Below are 14,391 nucleotides of genomic sequence, written 5' to 3'. Positions count from 1 at the left end.
GATGACCCCGCCCTGTTCCTGTGCTAGGAAGCTGCCGCTTTGATCAATCCCGCGTGAATAACGCCCAAATGAGACAGTGAAAAATCCATGTCCCATTCTGCATCCCCGAAACCTGCAATCGCCCGCCATTCTGAGGCACTTAAGGGTGAAATCCGCATTCCGGGTGACAAATCTATTTCCCACCGCTCCTTCATGTTCGGTGGTCTCGCATCAGGTGAAACCCGCATTACAGGTCTGCTGGAAGGCGAGGACGTCATCAATACAGGCCGTGCCATGCAGGCCATGGGCGCCAAGATCCGCAAAGATGGCAATGTCTGGGTCATCAACGGTGTCGGCAATGGCTGCCTGTTGCAACCAGAAGCGCCGCTCGATTTCGGTAACGCCGGAACCGGTGCCCGTCTCACCATGGGCCTCGTCGGCACTTACGATATGACGACGACCTTTATCGGTGACGCATCGCTGACCTCGCGCCCTATGGGCCGTGTGCTTAATCCGCTGCGTGAAATGGGCGTTCAGGTAAAGGCTTCCGAAGGCGATCGCCTGCCGCTGACATTGACAGGCCCAAAGACAGCCAATCCGATCAGCTATCGCGTGCCTATGGCTTCTGCGCAGGTGAAATCTGCAGTTCTGCTTGCCGGCCTCAATACGCCAGGTGTCACCACCGTCATTGAACCGGTCATGACGCGCGATCACACTGAAAAGATGTTGCAGGGCTTTGGTGCCGACCTCTCGGTCGAAACCCACAACGAGGGTGTTCGCCATATCCGCATCACCGGACAAGGCAAGCTTATCGGCCAGACCATCGACGTGCCGGGCGATCCTTCATCAACAGCCTTCCCACTTGTGGCGGCGCTGCTTGTTGAAGGTTCGGATGTCACCATTCGCAACGTGCTGATGAACCCGACCCGCACTGGCCTTATCCTCACTTTACAGGAAATGGGCGCGGACATCGAAATCATCGATCCGCGTCTTGCGGGCGGTGAAGATGTTGCCGATCTGCGCGTGAAATCCTCGAAGCTCAAGGGCGTTACTGTTCCTCCGGAACGTGCGCCTTCGATGATCGATGAATATCCGGTTCTGGCGATTGCGGCTTCTTTTGCTGAAGGCGAAACCACCATGGATGGTCTCGACGAACTGCGCGTCAAAGAATCAGATCGTCTTGCAGCGGTCGCCCGCGGCCTCGAAGCCAATGGCGTCGATTGCACCGAAGGCGAAATGTCCCTGACCGTTCGCGGTCGTCCAGACGGCAAGGGCCTGGGCGGCGGTACAGTTGCCACACACCTTGATCACCGCATCGCAATGAGCTTCCTCGTCATGGGGCTGGCTTCAGAAAAGCCGGTCACTGTCGATGACAGCACGATGATCGCCACTTCATTTCCGGAATTCATGACCATGATGCCGGACATTGGTGCGAAAATCAAAGTAAGCGAGCAGCAATGACAAGCTTCGTCGTTGCCATCGACGGACCAGCAGCTTCGGGCAAGGGAACTCTTGCCCGACGCATTGCCATTCATTACGGTATTCCTCATCTCGATACCGGGTTAACCTATCGTGCAGTTGCGAAAGCGCTGCTCGATAAGGACTTACCGCTCGATAATGAGGTGATTGCGGCGGAAGTCGCCCTTCATCTCGATCTGCACGAGATGGACAAGAACGTGCTTTCTGCCCATGCCATTGGCGAGGCGGCCTCCAAAGTGGCTGTCATGCCTGCCGTACGACGCGCACTTGTTGAAGCGCAGCGTAATTTTGCAGCCGCATTGCCATCAAGCGTGCTTGACGGACGCGATATCGGAACGGTCGTCTGTCCACAGGCCGAAATCAAGCTCTTTGTGACTGCCTCGCCGGAAGTGCGTGCACAGCGCCGCTTTGAAGAGATCGTCGCAAAAGGTGGCACGGCCGATTTCGATAAAATTCTGGCCGATCTCAAGACGCGCGACGAGCGCGACATGAACCGCACGGATTCGCCGTTGCGGCCTGCGGAAGACGCGCACTTGCTAGATACGAGCGAAATGAGTATAGAAGCGGCATTTCTTGCGGCGAAAAAGCTGATTGATCACGCTTTCGCGCAGCACAAGGCATAATATCGGGATAGTCGCGAGACTTTCTGGTATAATTATGCCCTAGAAATGCTGGATAATTCGGGGTTTGTTCCTATATAGGTCTCACCCGCATTTATAACCTGACTTCGCGTTCCACGCGCCGGTTGTCCCAAAGGGACGGAACCGAAGGACAGGCCTAACGCAACGCTAACCCCCGGCGCCGCATCCGATGTTGTTTCATACCGGATGCATCAGGAGTATTTATGTCTGAATTCAATCCCTCTCTCGCAGACTTCGAGTCGCTGCTGGCCGAATCCTTTGCCAACAATGACCTTGCAGAAGGTTATGTTGTAAAGGGTCGCATCGTTGCCATCGAAAAAGATATGGCAATCATCGATGCAGGCCTCAAGGTCGAAGGTCGCGTACCGCTGAAGGAATTCGGCGCGAAGGGCAAAGACGGCTCGATGAAGCCGGGCGACGAAGTTGAAGTTTACGTTGAGCGCATCGAAAACGCACTCGGCGAAGCTGTTCTGTCGCGCGAAAAAGCACGTCGTGAAGAAAGCTGGGGCAAGCTCGAGCAGAAGTTCGCCAATGGCGAGCGCGTCGATGGCGTTATCTTCAATCAGGTCAAGGGTGGTTTCACCGTCGATCTCGATGGCGCAGTTGCATTCCTTCCACGTTCGCAGGTCGACATTCGTCCGATCCGCGACGTTACCCCGCTCATGCACGTCCCACAGCCTTTCGAAATTCTCAAGATGGACAAGCGTCGCGGCAACATCGTTGTCTCGCGTCGTACCGTTCTTGAAGAAAGCCGTGCGGAACAGCGTTCGGAAATCGTTCAGAACCTTGAAGAAGGTCAGGTTGTTGAAGGCGTTGTCAAGAACATCACCGATTACGGTGCGTTCGTTGACCTCGGCGGCATCGACGGCCTCCTGCACGTTACTGACATGGCATGGCGCCGCGTCAACCATCCTTCGGAAATCCTCACCATCGGCCAGACGGTCAAGGTGCAGATTATCCGTATCAACCAGGAAACTCATCGTATCTCGCTCGGCATGAAGCAGCTCGAGAACGATCCTTGGGATGGCATCGGCGCGAAGTACCCGATCGGCAAAAAGATCACCGGTACTGTCACGAACATCACCGACTACGGTGCATTCGTCGAAATCGAGCCAGGCATCGAAGGCCTGATCCACGTTTCCGAAATGTCGTGGACCAAGAAGAATGTCCATCCGGGCAAAATTCTTTCGACCACTCAGGAAGTCGAAGTCGTTGTTCTCGAAGTGGATCCGGTCAAGCGCCGCATCTCCCTCGGTCTCAAGCAGACCCTCGACAACCCATGGACCACGTTCGCTCAGAAGTACCCACAGGGCACGATCGTTGAAGGCGAAGTCAAGAACAAGACCGAATTCGGCCTGTTTATTGGTCTCGACGGCGACGTTGACGGCATGGTTCACCTCTCCGACCTCGACTGGAACCGTCCAGGCGAACAGGTTATCGAAGAGTACAACAAGGGTGAAGTCGTTAAGGCTGTCGTTCTCGATGTTGACATCGAGAAGGAACGCATCTCGCTCGGCATCAAGCAGCTTTCCGGCGACAAGGTCGGCGAAGCAGCAGCTTCGGGTGAACTGCGCAAGAACGCCGTTGTAACCTGTGAAGTCACAGCAGTTACCGATGGTGGTCTTGAAGTTCGTCTCGTCGACCACGACCTCGACAGCTTCATCAAGCGCTCTGATCTGTCTCGTGACCGCGATGAACAGCGTCCAGAACGCTTCACCGTTGGTCAGAAGGTTGACGCTCGCGTCATCGCCTTCGACAAGAAGACCCGCAAGCTGCAGGTCTCGATCAAGGCACTCGAAATCGCTGAAGAAAAAGAAGCCGTTGCTCAGTACGGTTCGTCCGACTCAGGCGCTTCGCTCGGCGATATTCTTGCTGCAGCCATGAAGAAGTCGGAAACCAACTAATAGGTTCTGATCTTCTGCCAAAAATGAGAAAGCCCGCCATTCGGCGGGCTTTTTCTTTTCTGCATATGCATATCCATAAGAGCTTCGGCGCTTAGTTCTCAGACGCGATTTGAGCTGATAAGAGTGAGATTCAACGCTCTAAACTCCTTTTAATTGAAGCACGATCTTATCGACCCTCGTTTCATTCTGCTCGGAATTATGCTTTAAAATTCCATCCTCACACGACGCCGAGCAGATGGATGAGACCCAAGCTGATTGCCCCCAGAACCAGCAGCGAAAGAATGGCGGTGAGCGTTACGCGTCCACCCGCTGAGGCAACGGAGCGTATATCGACACCCAATCCCAGTGCAGCCATGGAAATAATCGTCAAGGCTGTCGATGCGAATTGAATGCCTGGCAGAATGGTGTTCGGGATGAGATGCAGCGAGCGCAGCGCCATCATACCGAGAAATCCAATGATGAACCAAGGCACGAGTTGCAGGAAGCCGGGCTTTACCTCTGCGTCCTTGTTACCGGCCAGAACCGATAGCGTCAGAATGACCGGACCCAGCATCAGCACGCGCACCAGCTTGACCAATGTTCCAAGCTGCACGCTGATGGTGGCTATCGGCGCAGTGGCTGCGAGAACCTGCGGCACGGCATAAACCGTTAAACCCGCGAGAATGCCATATTGTGTATGTGACAGGCCCAGCAGTGGCACCAGCAGCGGCAGGCACAGCACGACGACAACACCGAGAATGGCAGTAAACGCGATTGAGGCCGCGACATCTTCGCTGTCTGCCCCAATGACTGGTGCTGTGGCCGCGATGGCCGAGTTGCCGCAGATTGAATTGCCACAAGCAACCAGAACGGCCATGCGATGAGGCAATTTAAACAGCCGCCCGATGCCATAGCTGAAGGTAATCGCCATCATCACAACGCAGGCAATGCCGAGTATTAAGCCTGGTCCGGCATCAATCACAGCACTTGCGCTGATGGAAGCACCGAGCAAGACAACGGCAATCTCCAGCAGCATCTTTGCTGAAAAGCTGATGCCTTTGGCAAATTGCCTGCCGGGGCGAAAAATGCTTCTGACTGCAGTCCCGATCAGGATCGCCAATACCAGCGCTTCGAGCCAAGCTTTGCCCGTATAGTGCTCCTCGACCTTTTCAAGCCCGACAGCAACTGCTGAGACGGCGAGGCTAAGTGCTAGGCCGGGGAGAATGTTCTTGAATTTATTCGATGGTGCGGCTGTCATCTGGTTTGGCATTCACATCTTGAGAAATATTTTCCAATCAGATGCCGCATTTCTTCTGTTCATTCCATCGCATTATATGTCACAATTCATTCGATAAAATCAAACGATTGACGCTATGACACTGGAACAATTGCGTATTTTCATTGAAGTCGCCGAGCGTGAGCATCTCACCCGTGCTTCCGAAGCGCTTCATCTGACGCCATCGGCGGTGAGTTCAGCGATCCGAACGCTGGAAGACCGCTATGGTGCGATGCTTTTCAATCGCATTGGGCGTCGGATTGAGCTGACCGGTGATGGGCGTATGTTTCTCGATGAAGCCCGCGCGACACTTGCGCGAGCACAATCGGCGGAGCGTATGCTTTCGGAGCTTGGCGGCGGCAAACGCGGCTCGCTTGCCATACATGCGAGCCAGACCATCGCCAGCTACTGGCTACCGCCCTATCTCGCACAATTTCATGCCGCCTCACCCCTCATCGATGTTCGGCTTACGCTTGGCAATACAGAAAGTGTGACTGAAGCTACCGAAGCAGGGCTCGCCGATATCGGGCTGGTTGAAGGCGCTGTTCAGGCGCCCACACTTTCATTGCGCAAGGTCGGCACAGATCAGCTCATTGTCGTCACACGACCTGATCACGAATGGTGCGATGCCGGTAAGCTCGCATGGGACACGCTGTTTCATGGAAAGTGGATACTGCGCGAACATGGCTCAGGCACCCGCAGCGTATTCGAGGATGCAATGCGCGTCGCAGGCTACAATCCTTCACGTCTTAACATCGCACTGGAATTGCCATCCAACGAGGCCATCTGCTCTGCCGTATTGTCTGGCAACTATGTCACCGCGATTTCTGAACTGGTGGCAGCGCCACATCTTGCCGCGGGCACACTGGTAAAAGCCAACTTCGTGTTGCCACAGAGACAGTTTCTCATGCTTTCGCACAATGATCGCTATCAGACCAAGGCGCTCAAATCTTTCGCCGACATGCTGATGAAAGAACCAGACATGTCGCGCACAGAACAACTCCCCGACCGATAAGCGCTGTAGGCTTCCAGCACGGGGATGTCCCCCGCACATCTCGACCCCATTATGCGGATCGGGACTGATCCGCACTGTCGATCTGGAGGAGGTAGACATGAGCAGGAATAGAGGCGTCGTGTATATGCGCCCGGGTAAAGTCGAAGTTCGTGACATTGATGATCCGGTATTGAGCGCACCTGATGGTCGCAAACTTGATCACGCCGTCATCCTGAAAGTCATCACAACCAATATTTGCGGCTCCGACCAACACATGGTGCGTGGTCGTACCACTGCCATGCCCGGCCTTGTGCTCGGTCACGAAATCACAGGCGAAGTGATTGAAAAAGGCAGCGATGTCGAAATGCTTGAAGTGGGCGACATCGTTTCGGTACCGTTTAACGTCGCCTGTGGGCGCTGCCGCTGCTGCAAATCGCAGGACACAGGTGTCTGCCTCACAGTCAACCCCTCGCGCGCCGGTGGCGCTTATGGCTATGTCGATATGGGCGGCTGGATTGGCGGGCAAGCGCGCTATGTCATGGTGCCTTATGCAGACTTCAACCTGCTGAAATTTCCAGATCGTGAACAGGCCATCGAGAAAATTCGCGACCTGACCATGCTTTCCGACATTCTGCCCACCGGCTTCCATGGTGCGGTGAAGGCTGGCGTTGGGGTAGGCTCGATCGTCTATGTGGCAGGTGCCGGTCCTGTTGGGCTTGCTGCAGCAGCATCCGCCCGCATCCTGGGCGCTGCAGTCGTCATGGTTGGAGACTTCAATAAGGAACGTCTTGAGCACGCACGGAAAGTGGGCTTCGAGCCGATTGATCTGTCCGCCAGCGATCGCCTCGGCGATATGATTGCCGAAGTAACCGGCAGCAATGAAGTGGATAGCGCCATTGATGCGGTAGGCTTTGAAGCACGTGGTCACAGTGGCGGTGAGCAGCCGGCAATCGTGCTCAACCAGATGATGGAAATCACGCGCCCTGCCGGTTCCATCGGCATTCCAGGTCTTTATGTGACGGAAGATCCGGGTGCTGTCGACAAGGCAGCCCAGCAGGGAAGTCTTTCCTTACGCTTTGGTCTTGGCTGGGCAAAGGCGCAGTCTTTCCATACAGGACAGACGCCAGTGGTTAAATATAATCGCCAACTGATGCAGGCCATTTTGCACGGACGTCTGAACATTGCCGAAATCGTCAATGCGCAGGTGATTTCGTTGGATGACGCACCACAAGGCTATGAAAGCTTCGATCAGGGCGTGGCGAAGAAATTCGTCCTCGACCCGCACGGGATGCTGACAAAGGCCGCTTAAAATACTGATGCCGGGAGTTTTGGCTCCCGGCATCAACGTTAGCGAATTGATTTTACCAGTTCAGGCTGGGTGAAGCAGGTCGGGGCCATTCCATTCTTGGATTGCCACAGACCGATTGAGCGGCGGGTTTTAAAGCCAGGCAGGCCATCAGCCTTGCCAACATCATATCCCTGTGCCTGCATGCGCTTTTGCATGGCCTGAATGTCAGAACGGTACATGGTGCCGACATTGCCCCATTGTGTTTGGAAATCGCCCGCGCCATAGGCAATGCGATCACCAACATGACCGATGAAGAGCGCATAAAGATCGCTCATATTGTAATCTTTAATCACGTAGAAATTAGGCGTCACGATGAAGGCTGGGCCATAGCGACCAGCGGGCATAAGCAAAAAGCCTTCGCCCTTCATTTCATTGGCAGGAAATGCCTTGCCGTTAGCACGACTGATGCCAAGCTTTGCCCACTCGCCAAACGTCTTGCCCTGATCAGGCCCTTCCAGCGAACAAGAAACACTCTGAGGCACATTGACCTCGTAGCCCCAATCGCGCCCGCTCTGCCAGCCATGGATTTTGAGATAATTGGCAATCGATGCCAGCGTATCCGGGACTGAGTTCCAGATATCGCGCTTGCCATCGCCATCAAAATCAACGGCGTGTTTGAGATAAGAAGTCGGCATGAATTGCGGCTGACCGAGTGCGCCGGCCCATGAACTTTTCATCGAACCATTGGCAATGTAACCGCGTGAGGTGATCTCAAGTGCTGCGATCAGCTCCTTGCGGAACATGTCCTTGCGCGTTGCCATGAATGCTTTGGTGCCGAGCACTTCAAACGCATTGTATGGAATCTTGACCGTACCGAAGCCCGACTCACGTCCCCAAATGGCGACAACGATGCGCCCCGGCACGCCATATTGCTGCTCAATTTTTTTAAGCAGACTTGCATTCTGGCCAAGACGCGCCTTGCCACCACTGGTGACGGAACCAAGCGTCTTGGCGTTGAAATATTTGCCAGGGGCACCGAATTCGGCCTGCTTCTGTTCTTTGGGCGTCGTTGGCTTTTCGCCGGGAATCACCAGATCAGGCAGCTTCCAGTTGATGGTAACGCCTGCAAAAGCTTGTTCGAAAATTGCACGTGAAACGCCGGCAGCTTTGGCTTCAGGCCAGAGATCTTTTTCTATCCAGTTGCGATACTGGCTTTCAATTTGCGCTTTGGACGGTGCTGCAATCGATGGAGTAATGGCAGAAGCCGCGAACAGGCCGAGAGCAAGTTTCAAGCTTCGGGTCCATCTTCCTGCCATCACGCCTGTCTCCAAATTTCAGAATGTTTATAGTGCGGTTCGCGCTCGCAGAGCTGCTGCAAGCGTTCCTTCGTCCAGATAATCAAGCTCACCACCCACTGGCACACCATGCGCAAGTCGTGTGACACGCACATCGAAATCGGTTAGCTGATCGGTAATGTAATGGGCGGTCGTCTGCCCTTCCACCGTCGCGTTAACAGCAAGAATCACTTCCTTGATTTCGCCAGATGCTACGCGTTCAACCAGCCCCTTGATGTTGAGATCATCCGGACCAATGCCATCAAGCGGCGACAGCCGCCCGCCAAGCACATGATAGCGAACATTCATCGTGCCAGCCCGTTCCAGGGCCCAAAGATCGGACACGTCTTCCACGACGATCAGCATGGATGGATCGCGGCGATCATCAGTACAAATGGTGCAAGGATCGGATGTATCGACATTGCCGCAGCATGAGCAGATGCGCACTTTTTCGGCAGCATCCTGCATCGCCCCGCCCAGCGGGATCAGCAGCGCTTCTTTCTTCTTGATCAGGTGCAGCGCCGCGCGGCGTGCCGAACGCGGGCCAAGCCCCGGCACACGGGCCAGAAGCTGGATAAGACGTTCGATTTCAGGACCGGCTATACGTTTGGACATGCTGCTTTGGGACGTAGGGCTGCTTCGGGGAGTAGAGGAATAAGGATGTAGGCAACGGCAGCAGAGGAGCAATCATGCTCTCTGCTGCCTTACTCTATCAAAACGGCAACTTGAAGCCCGGAGGGATCGGCAACCCAGCGGTCAGTGACTGCGTCTTTTCGGCCATTTCGGCTTCGAGCTTCGCCTTGGCATCGTTGTGGGCCGCAATGATCAGATCTTCGAGGATTTCCACCTCTTCTTCCTTGGCAAGCGACGGATCGATCTTGAGAGCCGATAGTGTGCCTTTGCCTGAAAGCGTGATCGTGACCAGACCACCACCCGAAGATGCGGTTGCTTCAAGATTGGCAATCTCGTCTTGCATGGCCTTCATCTTGGCCTGCAATTCTTTCGCCTGCTTCATCATGCCCATCATGTCACGCATGGGTTCACTCCATAGTCTTTTAAAATTCAGTCGTCGTCAGAAGGCGCGCCGGGCACGTCTTCAATCGTATCCAGATCAATATCGTCATCGTCACTCTGTTCTGCAACGGTAATACGGACATCCGTAATCTTTGCGCCAGGAAAAGCAGCCAAAATGGCGGCAACATCCGGGTCTGCCCGCGCATCGGTGACAAGATTGTCGCGACGCTCGGTTTCAGCTTCCGCAACCGTCTGTCCTGAAACATCACGCGCTACGGTCACAATCCAGCGAATGCCGGTCCAGTTAAGCAGGCGCTGCGAGATATCGCTCGGCAATGATTTCGGTGCATCATCCGTCAGGCCGATTTCAAGCCGCCCGGCGGCGATGGATGACAATCGCACGCAGTTCTTGACCAGAATCTTGAACTGCATGTCACGATACTTGTCAGCCAGAGCAACGATATCAGCAAGGCTGTTGATCGGCACCAAAGGCTGAGGCGTATTATCGACGAATTGCTGGGGCGCAGGAGGCTGTACTGGCTGCGGCTGTGTTTCCACAAGGCGCATCGCAGTCGCAGGTCCACCCGATACGGGCATCATGGACGACGCAATTGCATCCGCATTTACCCGTGCCTCGGACTGAAAGCCACCATTAGGCTTTGCTCCACCCGATGGCTGCGGGCGCGATGCCGAAACCGAACCGTTCTCCAGTCCCTTCAGCGCTTCATCGAGCGTTGGCAAATCGGCAGCATGCGCCAGACGGATCAACAGCATTTCAGCTGCCTGAATAGGACGGGTTGCGGTGTCGACTTCCGCAATGCCCTTGAGCAGCATCTGCCATGTGCGCGAAAGCACACGGACCGAAAGCTTTTGCGAAAAATCGCGGCCACGCACACGCTCATCTTCCGACAGCGAAACATCTTCCGCAACGTCAGGCGTGAAGCGCAGGCGCGTCACCAGATGATTGAAGTCTGCGAGATCAGTCAGCACGACCGACGGATCAGCACCGACGTCATATTGCGCACGAAATTCGGTCAGAGCGCCAGCCACATCGCCACACATTAGCATCTCGAAGAGATCGATAATGCGCGCACGGTCGGCAAGACCCAGCATGGAACGCACAGCCTCTGCCGAAACATGACCAGCGCCATGGGCAATCGCCTGATCGAAGATGGAGAGCGAATCGCGGGCCGAGCCTTCGCCCGCGCGCGCAATCATCGCAAGCGATGTATCGTCGACCTGGATCTGTTCGGCTTCCGCAATCCGCCGCAGATGTGCGGCCAAAGTGCCCGATTCGATGCGGCGCAGATCAAAACGCTGACAACGCGACAGGACCGTGATCGGAACTTTTCGGATTTCGGTGGTAGCAAAGATGAACTTCACATGCGGCGGCGGCTCTTCCAGCGTCTTCAAAAGGCCGTTGAAGGCCTGATTGGACAGCATGTGCACTTCGTCAATGATGTAGACTTTGTAGCGTGCCGAAACAGGGCGATAACGCACCTGCTCTATAATCTCGCGGATATCATCGATACCCGTATGGGAGGCCGCATCCATTTCGATCACATCGACATGGCGGCCTTCCATGATAGCCTGACAATGTTCGCCAAGCACTGACAGATCGATTGTCGGCTGGTCAATAGAATCAGTCTTGTAATTGAGAGCACGCGCCAGAATGCGCGCCGTCGTGGTCTTGCCCACACCGCGCACACCGGTCAACATCCAGGCCTGCGCAATGCGGCCAGTCTCGAACGCATTTTTCAGCGTGCGAACCATCGGCTCCTGACCGATAAGATCATTAAAATTCTGAGGACGATATTTGCGGGCGAGAACGCGATAGGCGCCATCGGCGGCCAAGTCTGCGGATTTCGTGTCCATTGCGACCCTTCCGTTCCCTGTTCGCTTTTTTCCAATCTCGAAACTCTAAACAGTTTGGATCGGAGACGAAAGTGCCTTCGACAGTGGTTTACTGCCAATCAACAGCCATCATCGTCGTGAAAGAAAAGGTGGGAGGCTGGCACGGCGACCCGTGCCTGGCTCGTTAGGGCTGCTTCCTTCCGGACCTGACCCGGTTGGCGAGTGGCTCGTCCACCACCAACCTCCCACGCTGCATATCGTCAATTGCGAAGCAAAAAGCAAGCGAAGGGTCAAAAAAAATGATAAGAAATCAGTTATGGAACAGTTTGAACTCGATAAACGGCTTGATGCCGATACTTTTTCAGTCGCCAAGCTCGGCTTGTGCGAACTGCGTCTCATGAATGACAAGCGCTGGCCATGGCTGATCCTCGTGCCGCGCCGCGCAAAACTGGCTGAAATTCACGATATGACGCCGCTGGATCAGACCATGCTGACTTTTGAAGCCGCCATTGTTTCACAAGCGCTCAAGAAGGCAACTGACTGCCACAAGATCAACACCGGCGCTTTGGGCAACATTGTTCGTCAGCTCCATATGCATGTGATTGCGCGCAATGAAGGCGATGCTGGTTGGCCCGGCCCTGTCTGGGGTTATGGCACCCGCGAAACCTATGGCGACACAGATGCGCACACGCTGATCGAAAAAATCCGAACTGCCCTCTAATTCCTCCCTGAAACATTCCCCCGAGATCATCATGGCTTTCCGCCTTTACGACCTGCCGGAAATTGAACCGAGCCGTCTCGTCGGCTTCGCTGGCAACCGCATCGACCGTCTTTCCGAAAAGCGACAGGATGATTCGGCTTTCACCGCACTGGAACTGCCCGAAACGCGGATAATGATTCTGGGCGGAAGCCGACTGCTTCTCGATTACACAAAAGACAGCGCTCCTCGCGCGCTATTTACACTGAAAGAAGCTCAAGCTTTTTTGCCCGATCTGCATGAACCGGTGCTGCTGGGTTTACAGGACGGTGCACCGATGGTTGCACTCACGGCTCCACTTGATCCCGACCAGCTTGAGGCTCCCTATAAGGCGCAGGATTATCGCAGCATTTATATGGAAGGTCTTGTGCCCGCCGATATCATCGGTGCGCTGGCACAGGCTGCAGCCCTAACTGCATGGCATAGCAATCACCGATTTTGCGGACGTTGCGGCACAAAAAGCGAAATGCGCGCCGGTGGTGCAAAACGCGTCTGCCCAAATTGTGGAGCCGAACATTTTCCACGAACCGATCCGGTCGCGATCATGCTGCCCATTCGCGGTGAAAAATGCATTCTGGCACGCAGCGCGCACTTCGCTGCCGGGTCCTATTCTTGCCTTGCAGGTTTTATCGAGCATGGCGAGACGATTGAAGCCGCCGTTCGCCGCGAAAGTTTTGAGGAAATGGGGTTGGCGATCGGGCGCGTTGGCTATCATGCCAGCCAACCATGGCCATTTCCTTATTCACTGATGATCGGTTGCCATGCCGAAGTGCTGTCAGACGATTTCGCAATCGACCGCGCGGAGCTCGAAGATGGCCGCTGGTTCGAAAAAGCTGAAGTGCGTGAGATGCTTGCTGGCACACATGAAAATGGGCTGCGTATCCCGGCAACCGGAGCTATCGCAACCCATCTGATCAGAGCCTGGGCCGAGAACTAGAGCGGCTCAACCGCTTTAGTTCTTTGTTTGCGCATTTTCCCTCCGAAAAAGCGGTTCCCCGTTTTGCGGGAGATGCTGGAATTATTCAGCTGCCAGCAGCTGCGTACCGCGAATGTCGCTCCCCTTATAGACACCAAGTACGCGCACTTCTTTGGAGAAGAATTCAAGTTCTTCCAAAGCGAGCTGCACATTGCGGTCTTCCGGATGACCTTCGATATCCGCGTAGAATTGTGTCGCGATAAACCGGCCGCCCAGCTGATAACTTTCAAGCTTGGTCATGTTCACGCCGTTGGTCGCAAAGCCACCCATTGCCTTATATAGCGCGGCGGGCACGTTACGCACACGGAAGACAAACGTGGTGATGATACGTTCGTCTTTTTCCGGGCGCGGTTCCCATTTCTTTGTCTTCGAGAGAACAACGAAGCGGGTCACGTTGTCTTCCGCGTCCTCAACATTTTCCTCTATGATATCAAGACCATAAAGTTCAGCCGCGAGACTAGGTGCAAGAGCTGCCATCGAACGATCCTGCAAATCAGCCACAAGGCGAGCAGCGCCTGCGGTATCGCCTGCAATCACCGGCTTCCAGCCATTACTCCGAATGATGTTGCGGCACTGACCAAGCGCATGGATATGGCTGTGAACCGTCTTGATCTCATCGCGCTTCACACCGGGAAGAACCATGAGCTGGAAATGGATCGGCAAGAAATATTCGCCAACAATGTGCATATCGGCAAGCGGCAGCAGGTAGTGAATATCTGCAACGCGACCCGCAAGCGTGTTCTCGATCGGAATCATCGCAAGATCAGCAGCACCGCTTTCTACAGCGTTAAACGCATCTTCAAAAGTCGGACACGGTAAAGGCTCCATATCGGGAAACATGTTGCGGCAAGCCGTGTCGGAATTGGCGCCCGCTTCACCCTGAAAGGAAATCCGGTTGGTCTTCATCGTGTTCGTA

13 protein-coding genes and 1 other RNA gene are annotated in these 14,391 nt (G+C 54.8%); 7 read left to right on the top strand and 7 right to left on the bottom strand.

The features are described 5' to 3' along the window. Positions 1-87: 87 nt before the first annotated feature. From aroA to rpsA, 3 genes are all read left to right on the top strand, one after another. Positions 88-1,440 carry a 3-phosphoshikimate 1-carboxyvinyltransferase gene (gene aroA / locus OIV19_RS01625; protein WP_264230493.1) on the top strand — a complete coding sequence of 451 codons (1,353 nt, stop codon included), beginning with the start codon at positions 88-90 and terminating at the stop codon, positions 1,438-1,440. Further along, complete coding sequence (cmk, locus tag OIV19_RS01620) at positions 1,437-2,081, top strand: (d)CMP kinase (protein WP_095445803.1); 645 nt, start codon at positions 1,437-1,439, stop codon at positions 2,079-2,081. Before aroA ends, cmk begins: the two co-directional genes overlap by 4 nt. A 221-nt stretch (positions 2,082-2,302) precedes the next feature. After that, a complete protein-coding gene (rpsA, locus tag OIV19_RS01615; RefSeq protein ID WP_095445802.1) occupies positions 2,303-4,003 on the top strand; it encodes a 30S ribosomal protein S1 in 1,701 nt (566 codons plus the stop codon). 217 nt (positions 4,004-4,220) lie between these two features. Here the strand turns inward: rpsA and OIV19_RS01610 are convergent, their stop codons facing one another. Continuing rightward, positions 4,221-5,240, bottom strand: a complete 1,020-nt coding sequence (locus OIV19_RS01610; protein WP_264230652.1) for a YeiH family protein — start codon at positions 5,238-5,240, stop codon at positions 4,221-4,223. Between the two features lie 115 nt (positions 5,241-5,355). Between OIV19_RS01610 and OIV19_RS01605 the strand changes: the two genes are divergently transcribed. Continuing rightward, the gene (locus OIV19_RS01605; protein WP_264230492.1) at positions 5,356-6,273 is read left to right on the top strand and encodes a LysR family transcriptional regulator; all 918 of its coding nucleotides are present in this window, start codon (positions 5,356-5,358) and stop codon (positions 6,271-6,273) included. A gap of 97 nt (positions 6,274-6,370) precedes the next feature. After that, positions 6,371-7,561, top strand: coding sequence for a formaldehyde dehydrogenase, glutathione-independent (gene fdhA, locus OIV19_RS01600; RefSeq protein WP_095445800.1), 1,191 nt, complete (start codon positions 6,371-6,373; stop codon positions 7,559-7,561). Positions 7,562-7,599: 38 nt separating this feature from the next. Here the strand turns inward: fdhA and OIV19_RS01595 are convergent, their stop codons facing one another. The 5 genes from OIV19_RS01595 to ffs all read right to left on the bottom strand — a co-directional run bounded on the left by OIV19_RS01595 (position 7,600) and on the right by ffs (position 11,988). Further along, a complete protein-coding gene (locus OIV19_RS01595; RefSeq protein WP_498831021.1) occupies positions 7,600-8,856 on the bottom strand; it encodes a lytic murein transglycosylase in 1,257 nt (418 codons plus the stop codon). Positions 8,857-8,883: 27 nt separating this feature from the next. Continuing rightward, complete coding sequence (gene recR / locus OIV19_RS01590) at positions 8,884-9,489, bottom strand: recombination mediator RecR (RefSeq protein ID WP_095445798.1); 606 nt, start codon at positions 9,487-9,489, stop codon at positions 8,884-8,886. Positions 9,490-9,586: 97 nt separating this feature from the next. Then, on the bottom strand, positions 9,587-9,910 hold the full coding sequence (locus tag OIV19_RS01585; protein WP_094578639.1) for a YbaB/EbfC family nucleoid-associated protein: 324 nt from the start codon (positions 9,908-9,910) through the stop codon (positions 9,587-9,589). Positions 9,911-9,936: 26 nt separating this feature from the next. Further along, positions 9,937-11,763: a DNA polymerase III subunit gamma/tau gene (locus OIV19_RS01580; RefSeq protein ID WP_264230490.1), complete on the bottom strand. Its 1,827-nt coding sequence runs from the start codon at positions 11,761-11,763 to the stop codon at positions 9,937-9,939. 128 nt (positions 11,764-11,891) lie between these two features. Beyond that, an RNA gene (ffs, locus tag OIV19_RS01575) (signal recognition particle sRNA small type) lies at positions 11,892-11,988 on the bottom strand. A 70-nt stretch (positions 11,989-12,058) separates the two neighbouring features. Here ffs and OIV19_RS01570 point away from each other — a divergent pair. Together OIV19_RS01570 and nudC are read left to right on the top strand one after the other, a co-directional pair. Next, positions 12,059-12,463, top strand: a complete 405-nt coding sequence (locus OIV19_RS01570; RefSeq protein WP_264230489.1) for an HIT family protein — start codon at positions 12,059-12,061, stop codon at positions 12,461-12,463. Between the two features lie 31 nt (positions 12,464-12,494). Next, positions 12,495-13,436 carry an NAD(+) diphosphatase gene (nudC, locus tag OIV19_RS01565; protein ID WP_264230488.1) on the top strand — a complete coding sequence of 314 codons (942 nt, stop codon included), beginning with the start codon at positions 12,495-12,497 and terminating at the stop codon, positions 13,434-13,436. Positions 13,437-13,517: 81 nt separating this feature from the next. Here the strand turns inward: nudC and OIV19_RS01560 are convergent, their stop codons facing one another. After that, the gene (locus OIV19_RS01560) at positions 13,518-14,381 is read right to left on the bottom strand and encodes a prephenate dehydratase (protein WP_264230487.1); all 864 of its coding nucleotides are present in this window, start codon (positions 14,379-14,381) and stop codon (positions 13,518-13,520) included. Between the last annotated feature and the right edge of the window lie 10 nt (positions 14,382-14,391).

It is taken from the genome of Brucella sp. HL-2 (genome assembly GCF_025846885.2).
Lineage (GTDB): Bacteria > Pseudomonadota > Alphaproteobacteria > Rhizobiales > Rhizobiaceae > Brucella > Brucella quorumnocens.
This window is presented reverse-complemented; position numbering and strand designations above follow the sequence as displayed.